The organism is Mycoplasmopsis hyopharyngis (assembly GCF_045276885.1).
GTDB lineage: Bacteria > Bacillota_I > Bacilli_A > Mycoplasmatales > Metamycoplasmataceae > Mycoplasmopsis > Mycoplasmopsis hyopharyngis.
In genome coordinates, this window is sequence record NZ_CP174164.1 from 65,439 (window position 1) to 88,160 (window position 22,722).

The 22,722-nt window shown below is 27.6% G+C and carries 16 protein-coding genes; 12 read left to right on the forward strand and 4 right to left on the reverse strand.

The genetic code is table 4. The features are described 5' to 3' along the window. Positions 1 to 21 precede the first annotated feature (21 nt). Genes ACJA25_RS00250 through ACJA25_RS00275 form a run of 6 tightly spaced genes read left to right on the forward strand, consistent with a single transcriptional unit; the run spans position 22 to position 9,286 of the window. Positions 22 to 2,736: an OppA family ABC transporter substrate-binding lipoprotein gene (locus ACJA25_RS00250; protein WP_406615581.1), complete on the forward strand. Its 2,715-nt coding sequence runs from the start codon at positions 22 to 24 to the stop codon at positions 2,734 to 2,736. Further along, positions 2,729 to 3,802, forward strand: a complete 1,074-nt coding sequence (locus ACJA25_RS00255; RefSeq protein WP_406615583.1) for an ABC transporter permease — start codon at positions 2,729 to 2,731, stop codon at positions 3,800 to 3,802. The genes ACJA25_RS00250 and ACJA25_RS00255 overlap by 8 nt, the downstream gene beginning before the upstream one ends. Then, entirely contained in the window at positions 3,795 to 5,075 is a 1,281-nt protein-coding gene (locus tag ACJA25_RS00260) for an ABC transporter permease (protein ID WP_406615585.1), read from the forward strand. The genes ACJA25_RS00255 and ACJA25_RS00260 overlap by 8 nt, the downstream gene beginning before the upstream one ends. A gap of 8 nt (positions 5,076 to 5,083) precedes the next feature. After that, complete coding sequence (locus ACJA25_RS00265; protein ID WP_406615587.1) at positions 5,084 to 6,205, forward strand: ABC transporter ATP-binding protein; 1,122 nt, start codon at positions 5,084 to 5,086, stop codon at positions 6,203 to 6,205. Then, on the forward strand, positions 6,195 to 8,801 hold the full coding sequence (locus ACJA25_RS00270; RefSeq protein ID WP_406615589.1) for an ATP-binding cassette domain-containing protein: 2,607 nt from the start codon (positions 6,195 to 6,197) through the stop codon (positions 8,799 to 8,801). Before ACJA25_RS00265 ends, ACJA25_RS00270 begins: the two co-directional genes overlap by 11 nt. Then, the gene (locus ACJA25_RS00275; RefSeq protein WP_406615591.1) at positions 8,801 to 9,286 is read left to right on the forward strand and encodes a hypothetical protein; all 486 of its coding nucleotides are present in this window, start codon (positions 8,801 to 8,803) and stop codon (positions 9,284 to 9,286) included. Before ACJA25_RS00270 ends, ACJA25_RS00275 begins: the two co-directional genes overlap by 1 nt. A gap of 125 nt (positions 9,287 to 9,411) precedes the next feature. On the opposite strand, the gene ACJA25_RS00280 is transcribed toward ACJA25_RS00275, so the two are convergent. The 4 genes from ACJA25_RS00280 to recO all read right to left on the reverse strand — a co-directional run bounded on the left by ACJA25_RS00280 (position 9,412) and on the right by recO (position 15,622). After that, positions 9,412 to 10,419 (reverse strand): glycosyltransferase family 2 protein, encoded by a 1,008-nt coding sequence (locus ACJA25_RS00280; RefSeq protein ID WP_406615593.1) that lies wholly within the window; start codon positions 10,417 to 10,419, stop codon positions 9,412 to 9,414. A gap of 72 nt (positions 10,420 to 10,491) precedes the next feature. Continuing rightward, on the reverse strand, positions 10,492 to 11,772 hold the full coding sequence (locus ACJA25_RS00285) for an endonuclease (RefSeq protein ID WP_406615595.1): 1,281 nt from the start codon (positions 11,770 to 11,772) through the stop codon (positions 10,492 to 10,494). Between the two features lie 134 nt (positions 11,773 to 11,906). Continuing rightward, on the reverse strand, positions 11,907 to 14,873 hold the full coding sequence (locus ACJA25_RS00290) for a YbhN family protein (protein WP_406615597.1): 2,967 nt from the start codon (positions 14,871 to 14,873) through the stop codon (positions 11,907 to 11,909). Positions 14,874 to 14,923: 50 nt separating this feature from the next. Beyond that, positions 14,924 to 15,622 (reverse strand): DNA repair protein RecO, encoded by a 699-nt coding sequence (gene recO, locus ACJA25_RS00295; RefSeq protein ID WP_406615599.1) that lies wholly within the window; start codon positions 15,620 to 15,622, stop codon positions 14,924 to 14,926. A 122-nt stretch (positions 15,623 to 15,744) separates the two neighbouring features. Between recO and ACJA25_RS00300 the strand changes: the two genes are divergently transcribed. The 6 genes from ACJA25_RS00300 to ACJA25_RS00325 all read left to right on the forward strand — a co-directional run bounded on the left by ACJA25_RS00300 (position 15,745) and on the right by ACJA25_RS00325 (position 22,712). Then, entirely contained in the window at positions 15,745 to 16,035 is a 291-nt protein-coding gene (locus tag ACJA25_RS00300) for a hypothetical protein (protein WP_406615601.1), read from the forward strand. Continuing rightward, complete coding sequence (locus ACJA25_RS00305; RefSeq protein WP_406615603.1) at positions 16,028 to 17,695, forward strand: DAK2 domain-containing protein; 1,668 nt, start codon at positions 16,028 to 16,030, stop codon at positions 17,693 to 17,695. Before ACJA25_RS00300 ends, ACJA25_RS00305 begins: the two co-directional genes overlap by 8 nt. A 17-nt stretch (positions 17,696 to 17,712) precedes the next feature. Then, positions 17,713 to 18,711 carry a phosphate acyltransferase PlsX gene (gene plsX / locus ACJA25_RS00310; protein WP_406615605.1) on the forward strand — a complete coding sequence of 333 codons (999 nt, stop codon included), beginning with the start codon at positions 17,713 to 17,715 and terminating at the stop codon, positions 18,709 to 18,711. After that, complete coding sequence (gene rnc, locus ACJA25_RS00315; protein ID WP_406615607.1) at positions 18,712 to 19,404, forward strand: ribonuclease III; 693 nt, start codon at positions 18,712 to 18,714, stop codon at positions 19,402 to 19,404. 1 nt (position 19,405) lies between these two features. After that, positions 19,406 to 19,678 (forward strand): hypothetical protein, encoded by a 273-nt coding sequence (locus ACJA25_RS00320; protein ID WP_406615609.1) that lies wholly within the window; start codon positions 19,406 to 19,408, stop codon positions 19,676 to 19,678. Between the two features lie 67 nt (positions 19,679 to 19,745). Beyond that, positions 19,746 to 22,712 carry an AAA family ATPase gene (locus tag ACJA25_RS00325; RefSeq protein ID WP_406615611.1) on the forward strand — a complete coding sequence of 989 codons (2,967 nt, stop codon included), beginning with the start codon at positions 19,746 to 19,748 and terminating at the stop codon, positions 22,710 to 22,712. The last annotated feature ends 10 nt before the right edge of the window (positions 22,713 to 22,722 follow it).

The following is a 22,722-nucleotide window of genomic DNA, read 5'->3' on the forward strand; positions in this document are numbered from 1 at the left end:
ATAAGTATAAGAAAGGTAAAAATGAAAAGAAAATTATTATGAGGATTAGGAGGAACAGTATTATCAGCAGCAGTGCTGGCTACTCCTTTTCTAGTAGCGGCAAGATGTGGAGGTATAGTTCCTGCATATCAAAATAAACAAGTTGTTATTTCATATAACTCAAAATTATCACCTGTTGGATATGGATATGATGAATCAGCGTCATATGGTTCAATGAGTCCAATAAGAGAAGAAGGACGTTCAACTGTTGAAACTTTAATAAGAATTAAAAACGAAGGTAAATTAGAAGTTCAATATAACAAAGAACTTAAAAAATATGTAGTTATTAAACCTTCTATCTGATATAGAAAACTAGCGTTAGCAGAAGCTATTGTGGTTACTACTAAAGATAATAAACAACACGTTTTTGACAATGACAAACACGAAGTAATGCCACAAAAAGATGCTACTGGTTTTTACAAAACCACTGCAGTTAAAGCAAGCTCAAAAGATCAAAAATCTATTAATGGCGAATTCTTTGAGCAATTGCTAGAAAAAGAAGAAGTTAAAGACATTAAACTAGTAGTTAGACAAGGTATCAAATGAGTGGATTCAAAGAATCAAGCTACTAAATATGAATTAAAAGCACAAGACTTTTACTACTCATGATGAAGAACAAAATTGTTAAATACTAAATTAAGACATACAAATGGTGGAACCAAAGAAATTGATGATGCAATTAGAGCAGTTTTAGAACCTAAATCACAAACATTTTCTGAAAGAAAAACTTATCCTAACGAGTACTTATTAAGCTTGAATAACATTAACTCAGAAAAATTCTTAAATGAAGAAGAGTTTATTAAAAAAGTTACATTCAATGGTCAAGAAAGAGAAACATTAGAATTCACCAAAAAAGATGAAGCTAAAAAAGGTTTATGACTAGAAACCATTGATGGATTTTTATCAACCTCATTAGAATTAGTTCCAGCACCAAGTGAATATATTAAAGAATTTGCTGCTCAACCAAAAGCAATACAAAAATTTGGTGGAACCGATCAACAATTAACAACTGCTAATGAAGTTCTTAAAAATGCTACAAACAAAGTTAAAGAATATGGTGTTTACTGATATGGTCAACATCTAGACACCACTTTATTTGTTAGTCCATACATTTATGATGGAACAAACACAAAATTAAATGAAGAAAGAATTGTTTACAACAAACATTTTTGAGATAAAGAATTTCTTGAAAGAAAAGATAAAGTAGAAACTATTGTAGTTTCACACGCTTCATCAGAAGTTGATCCAAAAATCTTCGATCAACAACAATGAGATGCTTATGAGCAAGGTTTAACAACTTACTATAAATATGCAGCATTAGATGAAAAAGTAAAGACTCAAGTAAATAGTAATCCTAAAAAATATGGTTTAACTTATAGAAAAGGTTACAACACTGATCAATTACAAATTCAATATACATTATTACCAATGGGTGTTCCATTTGTAGTGCAAGAAAAACCAGTAACTGATGCTAAAGAATATAGCTATAATGACCATTATGCAAAACTAATGTATGGTAAAACAGTTGCAGAAATTGCAGCTGGTGAAGCACCTTCTGTAGCTAAAGAGTTTGTAGGAGGAAAAGGTTTATTATTTAGAACTCTTATTAACTCAGCAATAAACTTTAACTATTTATCTAAATTTATAGATCAAAAAAACCAAGCATGAATTGCTAAAGTTGCTTCAGATGGAAAAATCAATAATGGTGAAACTACACCAAATGAAGTAGAAGACAAAATAAACGTTTACTACGGAATTAAAAATGATTACACCAAAACAGATTCTATTACTAACAAAGATAGTGAAGAATACATCATATCTCATTCAAGTAACCCATGAAGAACAAAAGTTTATGAAACCGCTAAACAAGAATTGAAAACTTTACTTGATAAGTACTATCAAGAAAATAGCATTCCACAAACCGAAAAAATAGAATGATCAGTTTATTGACCATATCTAAACTTAGGTAATGTTTATGCAAATATGTATAAAAAATATGTTGAAGCAGTTAATGAATTAGATCCAAGATTAAATGTTAAATTCTTAAACGTTACAACACAAGCAGAGTTATACAACTTAAGATTTGATGGTAAAACTAACTATAACTATCAAGCATGAGGTTATGACTATAATGGTATAGGTTCAGGTTTTGATGGTATGTCATGAGCTGGTGGTCACATCATACCTACTTTATCATTCTTAGAAGCACAAAAATCTACTACAGAAGTTACTAACATTTTTAAAGCATTCCCAGCAATTAAAACATTAGCTGAAGCATTCAAAAAATGATACGATGAAAATACTCAAGAAAAAGGTCTTAAATTCAAACCAAGTCTTCCATTTGAAAAATGATATTTATTACCTAACAAATATCTAAATGAATATTATGCGTACTTACCATTCGCTAAAGAAGACAATGGCAAAGTAGTTGTTGATACTAAAAACAACCCAGAAAGTTTCGAACCATTTGCATTATCATCAAACTTCTGAATTACTTTCCAAAAATCTAAAACTAATGAAGAATTAATTCAATTGACTCACGAATTGTCAAACTACATCGGAATCTCACCAGATACCAAGTTCTACCAATTCTCAAGTTTTTCAGAAGCGTTAATTGATCCTCATTATGTAATCCCAACAAGTCCTAGTCAAAATACTTTAAGCTACCAAGATGCGTCTATAGTAGAAAATGTTTAAGTATTTAGGTAAAAGAATTGCGTTTGCTTTCTTAGCAATGCTAGTCATTATCGTTTTCGTTTATGTACTAGTATATAAATTTGCTCCAAACCCTGTTCAAATTTCTTTACAGGATACTTGAAGTAAACTTAGTCCTGCTGAAAAAGCAACAAAACTGGATGAAGCTGGTTTCAACAAACCAGTTTTCATTAGTTTATTTATATATTTAAAAAATGTATTTTCAGGCGATTGAGGACAAACTTGAAATATTCAGAAAACACCAGAATTACCAACTATTCCTGCTATTTTCTTTAAACCTTTAAAATATTCAATTTCTATTTCTTTACCTGCGTTTTTAATCGCAGCAGTATTAGGGATATTTTTAGGTACTATTTCAGGTTATAAAAGAGGAAAAATTTTAGATACATCAATAAATAGTTTTGTTTTACTATTTATTGCTTTACCTTCATTTGTTATTGCACCTATATTTATCAATATAGGTAAAAGAATTGGATTACCATTTAAAGTTTTTCCTTTCGATGATTTAAGACAACCAATTTCTATCAGAATCTTGTCATTAATTAATCCAATTTTAGTTATTACCTTAGGTTCATTATCTAGTTATACAATTTACACTAGAAACCAGGTTATTACTATTTTAACTTCAAACTATGTTTTGATAGCCAAAACCAAAGGGTTATCAAGCACTGCTATTTTCTTTAAATATGTTTTAAGAAACATTTCTATCCCATTGGCAGCAATGTTGATACCATCATATATTTATTTACTTTCAGGAAGTATTATTATAGAAATATACTGACAAGTTCCTGGAACTTCAACAGTGTTATCGAAAGCCTTTCCTAATGGTGAAATTAACTTAATTATGTTTTCAACTATCTTTTTCACTTCTTTATCATTGATGACTGAAATATTAGTTGACATTTCATATGTAATTTTAGATCCAAGAATTACTTATGCTGAAAATAGCGGCAATAACTTGAAGTTATGATTTTCAGCATACTTACACCGTCAAAAAGAATTGAAAAAAATTGAAGCAAATATTAAAAAAGGAGTTGTAAATGAATAGTCAGCAGTTTAACCAAAAATATTCGTTATCTCCTAAATTAAACCAATATTTGAAAAGAAAAATCAATGATGCTGAATTTAAAACTACAATAGCTGGTGAACCTAAAAAAATGTGAAAGGAGACAATCAAAAGATTTTTTACTAGTCCAGTTTCAATAATTGCTATTATTATCTTTTTAACCTTGATTTTAATGGGAATTATTATTTCTTGAACTAGTCCTTTCCAAGCTAAAAAACCAATAGATAATGGGGATATTAATATTATTAGATACTTGCCTCCAGCATATCAAAAATATACGTATTTACCTTTAACTCATTCTGAAAAATTATCTAACAATGTAATTGCTAAAATTGAGCAATGAAAACAAGAATTAGATAATCCAACTTTCAAAGAATATTACAATTACTTTATTTCTTTAACTGAGTTTCAAGAAAAAGCTTTAAACAGCAACCAAGATTTAATTACTTATAATCATGTTAACTTTTTTAAATTATCAAAAGTATGACAACAATTTGTAGAAAACAAGAAAAATGGAACAATCTTAAGTTTAGACCAAATTAAACAATTAGTTAACCAAGTTGAATGAAAAACAAGTATTTTAGGTACTGATGATATCGGCGCTGATATATGAACTACTGCTTGATATTCAACATGAAATTCAATTAAAATTGCTTTAATTGTTGCTACTATTGAAACTATTATTGGTGTGGCAATTGGTGCTTATTTAGGTTACCATGCGGGTAAATGAATTGACACTATAATGATGAGATTAATCGATATCTTTTTATCTCCACCTTCATTAGTTTGATTATTATTATTCGTAACCATTTTTGGTTCAACAGATGCCGCTTTAATAATTGCTTTAATCTTTGTTGGTTGAGCAGGACCAGTAAGTAGAACCAGAATGTTTATGATTACTGTTAAAGATGAAGAATATATAACTGCTTCAAAATCAGTTGGTGCTAAAAAAGCAAGATTAATCTTTATGCATGCTTTACCAGCAATTTTAGGAAAAATTGCAACTAGTTATGTACGTACAATTCCAGCAATTATTATGTCAATTGCTTCATTAAGTTTCCTTGGATTTTTCAAATCAGAAAATAGCACTAACCTAGGTCAAATATTGATTGATGCTAATGCGACAGCAAGCAAAAACATTTGAACTTTAGCCTTACCTTGTATAATTTTATTATCACTATCATTATCACTACATTTTATTTCTTTAGGAGTTCATGATTCACTAGATCCTAGAGTTATGACTAACAAAAGATAAGGAAATTTATGGACTTAAAAATTACAGATATCAAAGAAAGCAAAAATCGAGAAGAAAATAATCTTAACACCATAGATTATGATGAATATTTGTTAGTGGTAAAAAATTTACAAGTTAGCTTTAAAACTTCAAAAAATAATTATTTAAACATTGTTATAGGAATAGATTTATTCATCAAACGTGCTGAAATTGTTGGTTTAGTTGGTGAATCTGGTTCAGGAAAATCAGTAACTTCTAAAGCGTTAATTAATGTTAATAGCAACACTTTAACTAAAGCGGACGAAATGATAATCGATAAAATCGATTTAACTAAATATAAAAAAGAAAAAGATTGACTAAAAATAAGAGGACACAAAATTGGTTATATACCTCAAGATCCTTTAACCTCTTTAAATCCAACTAGAAAAATTGGAAAACAATTACTAGATGCTTTAAACATCAATCCAGAATGAAAAGATAAATCTTACGTTGAAAAAAGAAAATATTTAATTTCTCTTTTAGAACAATTTGGAATTCGTGAAGCAGAACAAGTCTTTGAACGTTATCCTCATACTTTATCAGGAGGAATGAAGCAAAGGGTTGTAATTACTATGGTAGTTGCTTTAAAACCTAATTTAATTATTGCTGATGAACCTACAACTGCTTTAGATCCAACTGTTCAAGCATCCGTTTTAGCGTTATTCGAAGAAATTAGAAGCAAAATGGGTATCTCAATCATTTTGATTTCACACAACATTTCAGTAGTTGCTAAATTCTGTGATTATATTTATGTTATGTATGCTGGGAAAATTGTTGAAAGAGGAACCAAAAGAGATATTTTTGCTTATCCCGCCCATCCATATACTTGAGCCTTAATTTCTGCTATACCTGAAAATAGAGAAGATAAACTTTATTCAATTAAAGGAACCCCACCGGATATGTCCAATTTACCAATTGGTGATCCATTTGCTCCTAGAAATGAATATGCATTAGAATTAGACTTTCACAAAGAACCGCCTTTGATTGAAATTTCTAAAACTCATGCTGCTGCAACTTGATTATTACACCCTGAAGCACCAAAGATTGAACTTGATAAAAACCTACAAAATAAACTAGAACTATTTAGGAAAGTGTTTGAAAATGAAGAGTAAGAAACCTATTTTGCAAATTGAAAATTTAAAAAAATATTTTATCAATAATGGTTTTATAAACAAAGCTGTTGATAATGTTACTTTTAATGTGCATGAAGGTGAAATTGTAGGTTTAATAGGTGAATCTGGTTCTGGTAAAACCACAGTGGGAAGATCTTTACTAAGACTTTATGAAAATTACAATGGTTTTGTAAAACTATCTGACAAAATAATTAGTGGTAAAACTATTTCAAAAGACAATCGAAGATTTTTAAGAAAAAACATTCAAATGATTTTTCAAGATCCACACGCTGCTTTAAATGGACAAAAAAATATTTATTCAATTTTGGCTGAACCTTTAATTGTTAATAAAATTATTTCTAACCAACTTAAAGATATTTTTAAAGATTGAGATGATGTAAAAAGAATGTTTCATTATACTTTTTCTGAAAAAGTACTTAATTTGGAATTAGAAAACTTAAAAGTAATCAATGATTTATCAAAAGAATTTTTTGGTGAATGAGAAGAAAAATTCAAATCATTTGAATATGATAGTACTTCAAATTATGAAGACAACTTTAATAATTTATATGACTATCTTGAAGAAAAGCAAAATATTGAATCTGAAATTATCAACAATATGTATTCAAATCTAAATAAGATGATGGCATACTATTTTGAAAGTCAACAAGCTTATAGAGACAAAAAATTAGATATTGATGAAAATGAATATTTAGCAGCAATTGAAAATTATGAAAAGACTTTGACATTAACTAGAATGTCAAATGAAACTTATGAAGCTTTTAAAGAAATTGATCATTTAGTTATTGAATTAAAAGAAGCAATAAAAGAAAAAAAACAATTTCGTTTAGAAAACAAAAGTGCATTTTTGAACTTTCTTGGTGAATACAAAAATGAAATCAGACTAAATAATATTGCCAAAAATTCAACCTACGATCTTGAATATTGATACTACAATTTGAAACAAAAATTGCTTAACAAAAAACTTTTATTAGTTATTGAAAAGGCAAAGAAAGAATTCAAATACTTATCACTAGAACAAATCAAAATTTTGATCAAAGAATTGGAAAAATACAAAGAACTTTTTTACAAAGAAAATTTATGTATTCCACTTACCGATAGGAAAATTGGTAAAAAAATTAACAAAATTATTGAACAAAATTTCAATTTTGATTTGTCAAAATTTGTTATTGAAAACACTCAAAACTATTCATATTTAAATGACAGAATTGATAGCTTTAAAAAGCAAATTTTAGAAAAACAAATAGCATCAAAAACCTTTAAACAAAATGGTGCTACTAGCCAAGAATTAAAAGAAGCAGAAGCTAGATTAGAACAAACTGCTGCTAAACATAAAGAAGCAGTTCAAGAGTTTGTTTCTAAACAAAAATCTATAGTTCAAGATTTAAAAGAAAAAATTGTTTTAGAAAGACAATTATACGAATCTTTAAAAAACAAACAAACTTTTACAAATCAAAGATTTGATATAGAATTTAAAAACTTTTTGAAAAAATTAAATTCTGACTTACAAGAGCTTAAGGCTAAAAAACAAAAAAGTAAAGTTGCTGAATCAAGTATTTTAATTAACCAATACAAAGAAAAAGTATTTAAAAAGAAGAAAACCTTACTTTCATTTGACTACGAAAACAAATATTTAATTAAAGATACTAAAGTTATTAAATTTTTATTAGGTATTCAAGCTAATTCATTTATTAAAACCATCGTTAAGATTCCTAATAGATATATCAAAAATTTCATTTTGAAGTTTTTGATTAAAAGAAAACTTTCAAACTTATTAACTAAAACAAAAATCTATAAAGCATTAGAAGAAGTTGGATTGTTAAAACAATTTGCTTATCGTTATCCTCATGAATTTTCTGGTGGACAAAGACAAAGAATTGTTATTGCTAGAGCTTTAATTACTCAACCAAAAGTTATAGTTGCTGATGAACCGATTGCTTCTTTAGATATTTCTATTCAAGCCCAAGTTGTTAACTTATTGAAAAAGTTATGTAAAACCAAAAATATTGGAATGTTATTTATAGCACATGATTTAAGTATGATTGAATACATTGCTGATAGAGTTGAAATTATGCACTTAGGTAAAATTGTTGAAAGCGGTGAAACTGAAATTATATATAGTAATCCGGTTCATCCTTACACCATTAATTTATTTAAAGCTATTCCTAAGATTTCAAACGCAAATGAAAAATTTGAAAATATTAACTTTGAATTAGATTACTTAAAAGAACAAAGATTTCCAAATGTACCAAAATACTATAAGATAGAAACCAATCATTATATTTATGGTACCGAAGAACAATTAACTAAATGAACTAGTCAAAATTCTAACAATTTATTCATTGAACAAATTGATCCTAATACTATTGCTTCTGATTTAGTTGATAAAAATCTTCCTTATGATGGCAACATTTCTGCTAATGTAAATGAGCAAGTAAATTACACAGAAGTTATTGATTTAGATAAAACTTCTGTTGTTGAAGTTAATGATTTTGCTTTTGACAAAACAGAAGAAATAAAAGTAGAAGAAAAACCAAAGAAAACCACTAGAAGAAAAAAAGAAACTAAAAAATAATGCGTCCTTCAAAACTTTATTTTAAAGAAAGTTTTAATTTAAAATCTATCATCATTTTTGTTGTGGTTTTAGTACTATCATTAGCGTTTTGATTAGGTTCATATTTTTATGAACTAAAAGTTAAAAGCGGAAGTCAATTAAAATCTGTTGTTGACGCTTTTACTGTTTCAGGTACTTTTATAATTACTTTTTATTCATTTGTTTTAATTATTACTTCAGGATTTTTCCATCCTTTGAACACAAATAAAAAAGAGAATAAAAAGAATTTTATTACTTCTAAATATAAACAAAAAATAATGCTAGAACCTAATTTTGAAAAGAAAAAAACTTTAGAAAAAGAAATGGAAAATGAAATTTCATTACTTGATAAAAAATACGAAAGCAAATATATAACTAAAGCTAATTTCCTTTCATATTTAGGAATAATCATTGGGATAGTTTTACTATCAATTTCCTTAATCGTCTATTTAATTTATCTAAAATAAAAAGCATACCCCGGACAAAAAATTAGACTCGTAATTGAAAAATTGCGAGTCTTTTTTTTATCCTAGTTTAAAGGTTGCTTTTTTACTTTTTAACCTATTAAATAGACAAAAACAAAAAATGATAGTTATTTATTTTTGCTTCTTTTGTATAAAGATTTGGTTAATAAAACGGTGAAATCAGATATCTTGTGAAATCTAATTTTTACATTAAAACCTTCATATATTTTTAAAATTTTTTGTTCAAAGATTTGATTAATATAATCTTTGAATTTTGATTTAATTTCTTTGTTTTTGATACTTAAAAAATAAACACTAATTAGGCTCAAATGTTCCATAAAAAGAAAGTTAACCATCTTATTGATTTTTTCTAATGAAAAATCATTTTTGATATTGTTGTATAACATTTCTAAACTTAATTTATAAGCTTGGTTTATATGTTCGATTTTTTCAATAAACTTATCATCGAATGCTGATAAGGTATCGTTTCTTCTATGATAGATAATTGAATAAAGCATTAATTTTTTAAACTTTTTACATTTTGAAAAAATGTTTCCCATTTCTGCTATGTCTTCATATTTGGGTATTTTTCCAAAATCTACATCACAACTTTTTAAAAAATCTAACCTAATAAAATGACCTCAAGAAAAGGTGGTGGTTTCTAAGTAATATTCTAATGCGGTTGGTTTAATTTTTAAAGACTTAACCATATTATTAATTATTGGCTTACCAAATTTTAAATCAAATTGGTACTTGAATTGAGTTGACAAAATATCAATGTTAGGATTTAGATGCTTAACACATCTTTCAATGACTTTGTTGTTTACAAATTCATCATCGCTATCAATAAAAAATATAAATTCACCTTGAGCTTTTTCTATAAGTCTATTTCTAGATATCCCAATTCCAACATTTGTTTCTGAATCTATTAATTTAACTCTTGGATCGTTTTTCATTATTTGTTCTACTAATTCCTTGGTGTTATCAGTAGAACAGTCATTATGAAATATGATTTCTAAATTTGGATATGTTTGATTTAAGATAGTCAAAATTGTTGAACTAAAGTATTGAGCACTATTATGTAAAGGAATTAGTATAGAAACTAATGGTGAATATATTGTCTTTTTACTCTTCATATTTTTATTATACATTGGCATAAATTATTTAAGCGATTAAAAAACCCACAATTTTATGTGAGCTTTTGATTGTTATTGAACACCTACTGCAACGCCTTTATTTGAGAAGGTTTTTCCTGAATTACCAAAGATTAATTCTGGTAAGTCTGGATAATCTATAAATGGATTTCTTAAACCGCTAGTAAATTCAGCAATGGCATTATTTCTATCAATTTCTATAATATCAACTGGATCTTTTTTAACTCAATCTAAATAGCACGTTAAGAAGTTATTATTGAAATAAGGGAAAGCACTTGAGAAAACAGTATCGCCACCTTTTGACATTCCATTTCTATGAGTTGCTTGGAAATAGAAGTATGCTCTAGCAATATCACCTTTGAAATAATCAATTGGTTCACAATAATTATTATTTCACTTTGTACCGTTTAATGAGGTTGTAACACTACCATTTGAAACATAATAATGAGGTTTGTTCCCTCTTCATTCATTTACCTTTTTATCTGTAGGTCAAACAAAATGAGGATCGTGTTTAGTTGGTGTTTCTTTGTTAAATCAAGATTGAGGAATTACGTGTTCTCTATTGTACATTCAACCTTCAGCATTTGCTTGTCCGCCAGGTCTAGGATGACCTCCAGCCCCATCTCATTCACCGTGTTTAAATTCGTAAGGGTCATTGCCATTAGGATTTTCACTGTAAACATCTAATACTGAATTATTTTTTTCAAAATATTTATCTAGAAAAGCAGTTTTGTATGCTTGGTATAGATCAGCATAACTTCCAATTCCGCCTGTGTGCGACTTTTGTAATTTGAAAATCGCATCATATAATTCTTTACCGCTTTTATTTTCTAAAGAAGCATAATATTTGTTTGATGAATCATAAACTATATTGCCAACCACTATTGGAGTAGAAGGATTACCTGGGCCTCCTGGGTTATGCGGATTTTCAGGATCTATCGGTTCTTCTGGTACACCTTCAATTTTGATGCTTTGATTTAAGTAGAAGTAGCAATTAATTTTTTTATTTGTTTTCTTTTCAATTAATGTGAAAGAAACTTTTATCTTTTTTGCTACTGGATCGTATTCAACTTTCAAATTATTGTCGAATTCTGCTTCTATGGCTCCACCTTTGTAGTTTCCATTTAAACTAATGTCAAAATTATTAAAAGATAAAGCGCTTAATTCATTACTTGTATAAGTTTTATTTGGGTCAAAGTTTTTAAGTTTGAATTCAATACTATCAGCATATTCTTTTAGTTGCTTATCTTTTGAACAAGAACTAGATAAAGAAAATGGAAAAGCTGAAATTGCTGCAACAGCTAAAAAGGTAGAAAATAAATATTTAGTTTTCATAATATGGCTCCGTGCCCTAAATAACAAGGTATTTTATGATACTTTATTTATAAAGTAAATGTTGTTTATCGATTTTTTTACATATTTTTTCATTTAAAAATATTTAGCCTCAAAAGCTAAATATCTTGTAAATATTAAAAGAACGAAGGAGTTACCGGCAAGAAGAAAAAGGCTGCTGTTGCTAAGGTTAAAGTTGTTATTCACAAAATTAAACTAATAATAGTAGCATTTGTTTTCTTGCTTTGAATTGTTTGTGAACCTGAATTGTTGTCTAGCGAATCAATAATTTGTTTCTTTCTAAAAATTTCATATCTTTTTTGAATAATTATTACATTCATAAATAATAAAGCAGAAAGTAATGAAGGAATTAAAACGGTTCCTAAAGTATTAATTGAGGTTATTATTTTTGCTCATGATTTAACATCTAAGCCATTATAACCATCATTTAATAATGATTCGAATATTCCTAATGATAATCATTCTGAAGTACCAATTCCCCCAGGTGTTGGTGAAATTGAGTTAGCAGAACGAATTAATGACAATCCGGCAATCATGTTGAAATAGAATCCACCTTTTAAGTTAGGTTGTAGTATTTCACCAAAGTAAGCTAATAGTGGCAATCCGGTAATAAAGTAAGGTAGGATTTTGTAAAATAGTATTTCGAAAAATCTAAGCGGATTTCTGAAAACTAATTTCATACCTTTTCGAACTTCAAAAAGTTCACATTCGTATTTATTTCTTAGTGCATCAGCATCATAAATTTTAATAAAAGGTAATCATTCTAAAAAGATTACAAATCATTTCAAAACAAATTTTTGGAATCTTTTATGAATTGCTAAAATGAAAAAGAAGAAAGCCATCATACTATCAAAGATTAAACCTAAAACTAAAAAGCTAGTAAAGGTTTTGGTCTTGATGTTATTACCTGGGTTAGAAAATACACCCCAATAAAAGTAAATACCAATTGGAATAATAGTCATTGCTAAAACAATGTTAGCCATTTGTCACATAATGGTTGAAGAAACCATTGTAGTTAATAATTTAGAACGACTAAATTTCTTTTTTCTTAAATACCAATATGTGGCAATATCACCACCAATGGATTTAGGAGTAATGTTTTGAACAATAACTCCGATTGCAGATGAAACAAAAAGGTCATACCATTTAACTTTTTCATTTTGATAATTCATTAGTCGCTTCATTAAAAAGCTGTTGATGATTAAAGATAAAACAATTGAAAAAGGAATAATAAAGAACGAAATTCTGGTTCTTCAATCTTGGAAAATTAAATTAGCACTGGTTTTAATTAAAAATGCTAAGGAACCTTCACCACCTAAGTCATTATCTTTCAAACTAAATACAGATAGAATTAATCAAATAACAATAGCAACAAAAGCAAGAGATAGAAAACCATATTTTATATATGTAGTAACTGAATTTTTGGTGTCAAAAGTATCTTCTTTTATTTCAATAATTGTGTCTTGAATTTCCTTTTCTTCCAAAGTCATTTTCATGATGTCATCATTAGAATTACTTAAAGCACGGATATCAGTAAATATAGTTAAAGTTTTTGAATAAGGTTTATATTCATAGAAAATTGAAGCATCATTTTCAAGGGCAAATTTATAAACTTTTTTGTTATTTATGTTGATAGGATTTTCATTGTAATCCCATTTATTTGCTACTTTGTAAGAACCAAATTTTTCACTTTGTTTAGAAAAATGAATAAATCTTTGGAAGCTTTTTTCATCGATTTGGTATTGCTTTTTAATTGTATGTCTTTTTCCGTATTTATCATAAATATAGGTTAATACGTCAAATAAATTTTTATTTTCATTCTTATAGTAAGACACCATCCGCATTACTTCAAGAATAAAATTAATGGCATCAGGACAACTATTTATATTCTTATATGTGTTAAATTCATTGTGGTTAGAATAAGAAAACATAAAGGTTTTATTTTTTTGTTTTGTTTTGATTTTTTGAATCTCATTTTGGTCATTAATTTCAAATACTTCAATGTTGTTTTCTTCAGCAATTTTATTAACTAATTTGCTTGAAATCACATTTTTTATTATGTAAGGAGAATTGAATTTTTCTCTTTTTCATAATGGATCTTCATTTAATAAAAAGTTTAAATATAAAGCAGCAATTTCATCTGAAGTTAAATACTTCATCCTTCTTTTATATTTAATAGCAAAGTTGAAGCTTTTATTTCCATCGTTAATAGCAAAAATTGCATCATCTTTATTTAGATAGTTCATTGATGAGTAATTCAAAATTTTGTGACTATCAGACTGAATAAATTTTTTGTGTGAAGCAAATTTTTTAGAAGCAATTAATTTAATATTGGTATGTAATGGTTGTAAAAATGAGTTGTAAAAAAACTTATGATCTGGATATTGAATATCAATTGTAAAAGAAATCTTTTTGTTGTTAAAAAGCAAGTTGTCAGGAATATATTGTTCCTTCATTCTGTTTTGGTATTCTAAAAAAGATTTGTCATAGTTAAATGCAACACCTTTGCTAGAAAGTTCCAAGTTGAAATAATCAGTTGATTTAATTTTAGCTTGCAAAATTTGCATTTCTGAGTCGTTGAATTCTAAACCATCACTATGAAAGAAACTTATTTCAAAACCTTTGGTTGTTTCAAAGAAATTATTAAAATCAACAATTGCTAAACAGTTATTTTTGATAGAAGCAAAAGTTTTTAATGAATTTGGAATTTCATTATTTTTTTCAAAAACAATGTTTTCAAATCCAGCTTCAGTAATATTTTTCGTAAAGATATCAATATATTTTTTAATTTTCAAATTATCAGTAAAACTAATAAAAATATTCTTCTTTTCATCTTTAATGTTCTGATTTTTTAAATTAATAAAATGAATAAAAGATTTAGCAATAGCTGTCATTGTAAATTCATTGATTAAGTTAAAACCTATGCCGATTTTAGAAACAATTTTATTTTTAACAATGAAAAAATTTCTAGCAAATTCTTTATCACTAGGTTTATTATTATTGAATTTTTTGAACTCTCTTTGAAGAAGTTCATCCTTTTCTAATTGTTTCTTTCATTTGTTAAAAATAAATATATTTTTCATTTTTACCTACAGTGTTTTAATATGAATAATTATATTGTAATTGAATGGTATTATTTTCATTCTTCTCAATTAATGAAAACCCCATTGTTTTTTAGATGGTTTAATAACTCTACATAAATTCTTTGATTGGTGTTTTTTTCCACATTTTTTATGTAGTCATTAATGCTCAAAAAAAGATAAAAGCAGGATTTTAAATAATTAATTTCTTTGGGAAAAAGCTCATGCTTAGCACAAAGAAATCCCCCTTCTTTGAATGAAAAATCTGAAATTTCATTTTTTTCTTGACATTCTACACAACCGTTTACAGTAGGTTGGATACCAAAACATTTCAAAGTATTAGCAATAAAATAGGTTAGCAAAACTGCAGGATTTTCACTATTCATTAAAGGCAAAATGTCATTGTAAATTTTAAAAACTAAATGAAAATGTGAATTTATTTGTGATAAATAAAGCATTATTTTTTTTACCAATAAACCTGTATTATAGTGAAATAAGTCAATTTGAAACTTTAAGTTTGCTTTTTTAAGTTTGCTCATTTTGTTATTTAATCTAGCCTTAAAAAAAGTAAATTCAATTAAACAACCAACTTGTAAATTTGGTTTGTTTTTTGATTCAGGTTTATTAACACCTTGCGCAATCATCGAAATTTTTTCGCTAGGAGTAAGCACTTCAATGATGGAATGATCGGCATTTTCTGAATATGGTTTTATAGACAGTAAAATGCCATTTTTAATTGTTTCACTAGCCATTTGTATATATTATATTTCTAATAAATAAGTTAATAATATATAATTAAAAATATTAATTTTGTACTTTTTTGTACAATTTTATATACGAATGAATTATTCAAAACTTAAATGTGAGGCTCAAAATGCAAATTGAAGAGGCAAAAAAGATATTTATTGATGTTTTAGAATCGATGCCTGGTGTTAAAAAAATTGTCTATGAACCAGAAGAGGATAAAGACAAAAAACTACCTAATTTCCAGGTGGAGAAAACTGAAAAAGGTTTTGATTTCATGATAACTTTAATTGTTTTGTTGAGTACAAATGTAAAACAATTAGTATCACAAATTGGTGAAACTTTAAGATATGTAATGAAAAAAAATGGTGCTTACGTTAACAAACTTAATATTTTTATTGAAGGAATAACAAATGACTAGAACTAATGAAATAATGACTTGCTTTATTGATGCCAAGCTTTTTAAGAAAATTTTTATTTCTGGCGCTAACAACTTGTACAACAAGAGGAACGCCATTGATGCTTTAAATGTTTTTCCTGTTCCAGATGGTGATACAGGCGGGAATATGTCTTCTACAGCTGAATCAGCATTAAACGCAATAAAAAATGACACTTCTAACGAGTCAAATATCGGTTTTTTAACAAATCAAATTTCAAAAAATATGCTTTTAGGTGCTAGAGGAAATTCAGGTGTTATTTTAAGTCAAATTTTTAAAGGTTTTGCATTAGGTTGTGCTGAAAAAGAAAAATTAGAGTTTGCTGATTTTAAAGAAGCAATCAGATCGGCTTATGATAAAGCTTACAAGTCAGTTTTAAAACCAGTTGAAGGAACAATTTTAACAGTTATAAGAGAAGTTTATGAAAAGTTAGAAACTTTGAGTGAACAACCAATTGTTGAAATTTTTGAGCAAATAGTTCAACAAGCTAGAATTTCTTGTGACAATACTCCTAACAAGTTAAAGATTTTAAGAGAAGTTGGAGTAACTGATTCAGGTGCTGAAGGTTTATTTGCTATTTTTGAAGGGATGCTTTCTTCATTAAAAGGTAAGGACATTCAAATCTCAAACGAAAATAATCAAGTTTCAACTTGAATAAATGACAATGAAGTATATGAAGGTGAATTTGGTTACTGTACAGAATTTATTGTTGATTTAGCTAAGCCAAAGAAATTTGATAAAAGTAAATTTGTTGAAGAAGTTAATAAATACGCAACTAGTTTAGTAGTGGTTAATGATGAGAACTTATTAAAAGTTCACGGACATACTTTAAAACCAGGTAATTTATTAAACTTTGCTCAAAAGTATGGAGAATTTGTCAAGATTAAATCAGAAAATATGATGCTTCAAGCAAATGAATCAAGAAATAAAAATGACTTATTAAATAATAAAGAAACAGCCAATGAAGTTCTAAACAAAGCTACTAAGAAAAACTGTGGGATTGTTTCATGTAATTTAGGTTCAGGTTTTATTAACCGGATGAAAGAATATGGTTGTGATCAAATTATTGAAAGCGGTCAAACCCAAAACCCTTCTGCTAAAGATATTATTGACGCAGTTGAAAGAGTTAATGCTAAAAATGTTTTTGTTTTACCAAACAATTCAAACATTTTCTTAGCAGCACAACAAGCTGCACAAGTTGTAACTGATAAAAAAGTTCATATTATAAACACAAGAAGTCAAATACAAGGAGTTACAGCTTTATTGAACTTCAATGAAGAAACTTCTGTAAAAGAAAACAAAGAATTAATTGACGAAGCAATTTCAATGGTTAAGACATTAGAAATTACACAAGCAACTAGAACCACCAAAATTAATGGGGTTAAAATCAAAGAAGGACAATATATTGCTATTCATGATGGGAACATTATTTTAGCAAACAATGATTGTCTAGCTGCTGCTAAAAATGCTATAAATCAAATCATTGATGACGATGTTCAAATGATTTCAATTTATTATGGTAATGATTCTTCAGAAATTGATGCTAATGAATTAGTTAACTTTATCGATTCTCAATTTGATGTTGAAATTGATGTTATAAATGGTAATCAACCTAATTACAATTTCATAATTGGTTTTGAATAAAAAGACTTGGAGTTTATATGTATAAAATAGGTTTTGATGTAAATGGAAATGATAATGGAGTTAAAGCGGCTGTAAAAGCCACTTTAACTTTTTTAAGAAATAACAAAGATTTCAAAATTATTTTAGTAGGTAATAAGATTGAAATTGAACAATTGATTACTGAAAAAGATAAAAACTTAAATTTAGAAATCATTGATAATCCTAACGTTCCTTCTGATACAACAAATTTAAGAAATAGCTTAAAAGAAAACACCTCAATGAATCAAATTCTAGATATGTTAGCAAACAATGAAATCGATGCTTGTTTATCTTCTGGTGATAGTGGAACTTATTTAGCCTCTGCTACTTTTAGAGTTAAGAGATTAGAAGGTATTTCAAGAGCAGCTTTTATGCCTTTAATGCCAACTATTATCGGTAGAAAATTCTTACTTTTAGACGTAGGTGCCAATTTGGAAACCAAAAGCAATTATTTGTATGAATGAGCAAAAATCGCTAATGTCTATGCTAAAGTTTTATTAAACAATGATTTTCCTAGAATTTCACTTATCAATATAGGAACTGAAGAATATAAAGGTTTAGAAACTACCAAAGAAGCAGCAAAATTAATATGTGCTGATAATTCTCTAAATTATCAAGGTTATATTGAACCAAGAGATTTAATGAATGGTTTTTGTGATGTAGCAGTTATTGACGGTTATGGTGGCAATCTAGTTTTAAAAAGCTTAGAAGGAGCAATGCTAAGTTTTAAAAACTTATTGAAATCTAAAATAATGCTAAAACCAATTAGAAAATTTGGTTATTTACTTGCTAAAGGAGCATTTGTTGATGTTGCTGAAACTTTAGATTATAGAAATGTTGGCGCTGCTTGAGTAGCTGGAATAAATGGAATAGTAATCAAAAGTCATGGTGGTAGTGATGAAAAAGCATATATTGGCGCTTTAAATCAAATCAAATTAGCTTTAGAAAACGATATCTTGAACAAAGTTAAGCAAGAATTAGAACAAAAGGAAAACTAAATGAATAAACAAGTTCATGAAAACTCAATTTCTGATTTGTTAAAGAAATTCGACATTGAAATTAAGGATTATTCAATTTATCGGTTAGCCTTTACTCATGGTTCTTTTGATAAAAAAAACATTCATAACAATTACCAAAAATTAGAATTTTTAGGTGATGCGATTATTGAATTTATAGTTTCTGAATATCTATTTAAAAACTTAAGTGATTTTGATCAAGGTCAATTAACCATTTTAAGATCACAAGTTGTTAAAACACAAACTTTATCACAAATTACCCATCGATTAGGATTAACAAAATTTTGTTTAACTGGCTTTGGAATGACACACGATGAAGTTTTAAAATCAACCAAAGTGGCTGCTGATATTTATGAATCATTAGTCGCTGCAATCTTTATAGATTCAGGACTTGAAAAAGCTAAAAAGTTTGTAATAAACACATTGGAATCAACAATTAAGCAATTAAAAAATTTCGATGTTAAAGATCCAAAAAGCAAATTTCAAGAATACATACAAGGTCAAGGAATGTCGAAAAATCCTGTTCACTATGAAAATGTTAATATTGGCTCGCAAGGTTTTGAAGCTAAAGTGATACACGATGGTATTATCTTTGGAATAGGAAAAGGAAAATCAAAAAATGAAGCTGAGCAAAATGCTGCTCTCGATGCTTTAGGAAAGTTAGTAGGTAAATAATATGTTTGAATATAAAGTAGTTTTAAGTTTCAACGATCAAGACACAGAAGAAAAATTGAATAAAATGGCTAAAAAAGATTGGGAACTAGTATCAACAACAATGAAAGCAAACGTTTCTTATAGTTTTGTTGAACAATACAACAATCAAGAAGAATTCAATGAACTTTGAATGAAACACAACAAAGAAAAATCAAAACCAAATTGATACGGACAATCATTTGTTCACAAGCCAGAATACGAAATGATCTTGACATTCAAGAGAAAAATTTCTTAAATTTTATGTATAAACAATTTTTCAAATATTTATAAAATTAATACATAAATAAAATATGAGGTAAGTAATGAAATTAATAAAAATAGAAGCTCATGGTTTTAAATCGTTTGCCGACCCTATTACTCTTAATTTAGATGGTGGAGTTGCTGGTATTGTTGGACCAAATGGTTCAGGAAAAAGTAATATCAATGATGCTATCAAATGAGTTTTAGGGGAAAGAAGTGCAAAGGAACTACGTGGAGATAACATGGACGATGTTATTTTTGCAGGTTCTAAAACCGCTAAACCCTTGAATAAAGCGGTTGTTACTTTAACATTTGACAATAAAAATGCTAATAACAATATTCCCCATGAAAAAGTTACTATTTCTAGAGTTTTAGAAAGAGGAAATGGGAATAATCAATACTTTTTAAATGGTGAACCTTGTCGTCAAAAAGATATTAAAGATATTGCTATGGAAACCGGAATTGGAAAATCTTCATTAGCAATTATTTCACAAGGTACAGTTAGTGATATTGCTGAAGCTACACCAGAAGATCGTAAAGCAATTTTTGAAGAAGCTGCTGGTGTTTCAAAATATAAGTTTAGAAAGAAAGAAGCTTTATCTAAATTAGCACGTACAGAAGAAGGATTGGAACAAGTAAGATTAGTAATTTCTGAAATTGAAAGAAAACTTAATCCTTTAAGAAAACAAGCAGAAAAAGCTAAGGTTTATATTGAAAAAAATAATGAATTAAAAGCGGTTGAATTAGGTTTATTAGTTAACAACATTGAATTTTATGGAAAAATCGAACAAGATTTAATTGAAGAATTAGATGGAGTTAGTGAAACTAGAAAAGATCTTGAGAACAGAATTCATGAAGCAGAAATTAAAATTTCTCAAAATTCAACATATAAAGTTGATTTAGAAAAAGAAATTAGAATGCTTTCAGACCAATATGAATTATTAAAAAGTAGAATTGCTAATTTAGACATTTTAATTGCTAGAAACACTGAACGTCAAAGACTTATTGCTTCTGGTCAAATGATGGCTACAAATGCTGAAAAAATCTCAACTTTAAAAGAATTGTTAAATTCAACTGCTGCTAAAATTTCTTTCTATGATCAAGAAATTAAAAATGTAAATAATAGAATTTCTGAAAACAATAAAACCATTGAACAATACACTAATGAAATCAATGCTTTAAACATTAGTTTAAATAAAAACAAAAGCGATTTATTTAAATTAGAAACTCGTTACAGCATTATGAAAGAACAAAAGGAAAACAACACCTTGTTCTTTAAAGGAACCAAAACCATTTTGGAAAATAAATCATTTTTCAAAGGTCTTAAAGGAACCGTTGCTGATTTAATTAAAGTAAATCCTGAATATATAGCCGCTATTGATGCAGTTTTATCTAATGCTACTCAACACTTAGTTGTGGATAATGCTGAAACTGCTGTTAAAGCAGTTAATTTCTTAAAAGAAAATGATGGAGGTAGAGCAACTTTTGTACCTTTAACTTCTATTCAACCTAAACTAATTAGAGATGATTATGTTTTAGCAATTCAAAGCCACCCAGGATTTGTTGCTATAGCAAACGAATTAGTTTCAGTTAAACCAGAATTTGAAATCTTAAACAAATTCCTTTTAGGAAATGTTGTTGTAGCTAGTGATATTTCTTCTGCTAACAAAATTTCAGCAGTTTTAGAAAGAAAATACATGGTAGTTACTACTGACGGTGATATTGTTAGAGCTGGTGGGGTTATGGTCGGTGGTGCTAAAAACACTAACCAATCACTTTTAGGTTTTGAAGAAACAATGAAAAAAATTCAAGACTTAATTCCAGGTATTGAAGCAAAAATTAGTTCTGTACAAACTAAATTAAATGAAATTTCAAACTTCCGTCGTGAAGGTTATGAATTAGATTCACAACTTAAAAATGAAATTGCAAATATCAATTCTACAAAAATTAATTTACAAAGAGAATTTGATGATTATACTTTACAAATTAAGGAAATCTCAAATTCAAAAGAAGATTTAAAACTTTCAATTGAAAACGCACCTCAAACTGAACTTGATCGTCAAGTTCTTGAAAGTAAGATGAATGCTATATTATCTACTTTAAGAGCAAAAACAGAAAGACTTTCTGCTATCAATAGCGAAATTAATTCAACCATTACCTTAAAGAGTGATTATGAAAAAACATTAAGAAACTTGATTAATGCTTATGCTAATAAGATTGGTGAAAAAGAAAAAGCTTCAATCTTATTAGAACAATCAAGAGAACGTTTAGCAAAGCATTACAAGATGACTTATGAAATTGCTGCTCAACAAGCAAAACTTGAAATGAACAGAGATCAAGCACAAGAAATTGTTGATCAATTACGTTCAGAAATTGATGCTTTAGGTCACGTTAACTTAGAATCATTAGAAATGCTTGAAGAAGAAGAAAAAAGATTCAAAGAATTTTCTGATAGTGAAGCAGAATTATCAGCTGCTAAAGCAACTTTAGAAAGTGCTATTGCTGATATGGATAAAATTATTGTTACAAGATTAACTAACATTATCCATGATGTAAATGAAGAATTTAATAATGTCTTTAAAACTATGTTTGGTGGTGGACAAGCTAAATTACTATTTACTGATCCTAAAAACATTTTAGATTCAGGTGTAGATATTGAAGCGCAACCTCCAGGCAAAAATATTAAAAACTTAAAACTATTTTCTGGTGGTGAAAAATCATTGATTGCTATTTCATTACTATTTGGAATTTTAAAAGCAAGACCATTACCACTTTGTATCTTAGATGAAGTTGAAGCAGCATTAGATGAATCTAATGTTGTTAGATATGCTGAATATTTACAAGCATTAAAAGAAAAAACTCAATTCCTAGTTATTACCCATAGACATGGAACAATGAGTAGAGTTGACAATCTTTTCGGTGCTACTATGCAAAACCGTGGAGTTACTTCATTCTTTAGTGTTAAATTATCTGAAGCTAAAAAACTTGTTGATGATTTCCAAAAACAAGAAAACGCAAGCAAAGAATAAAAAACAACCA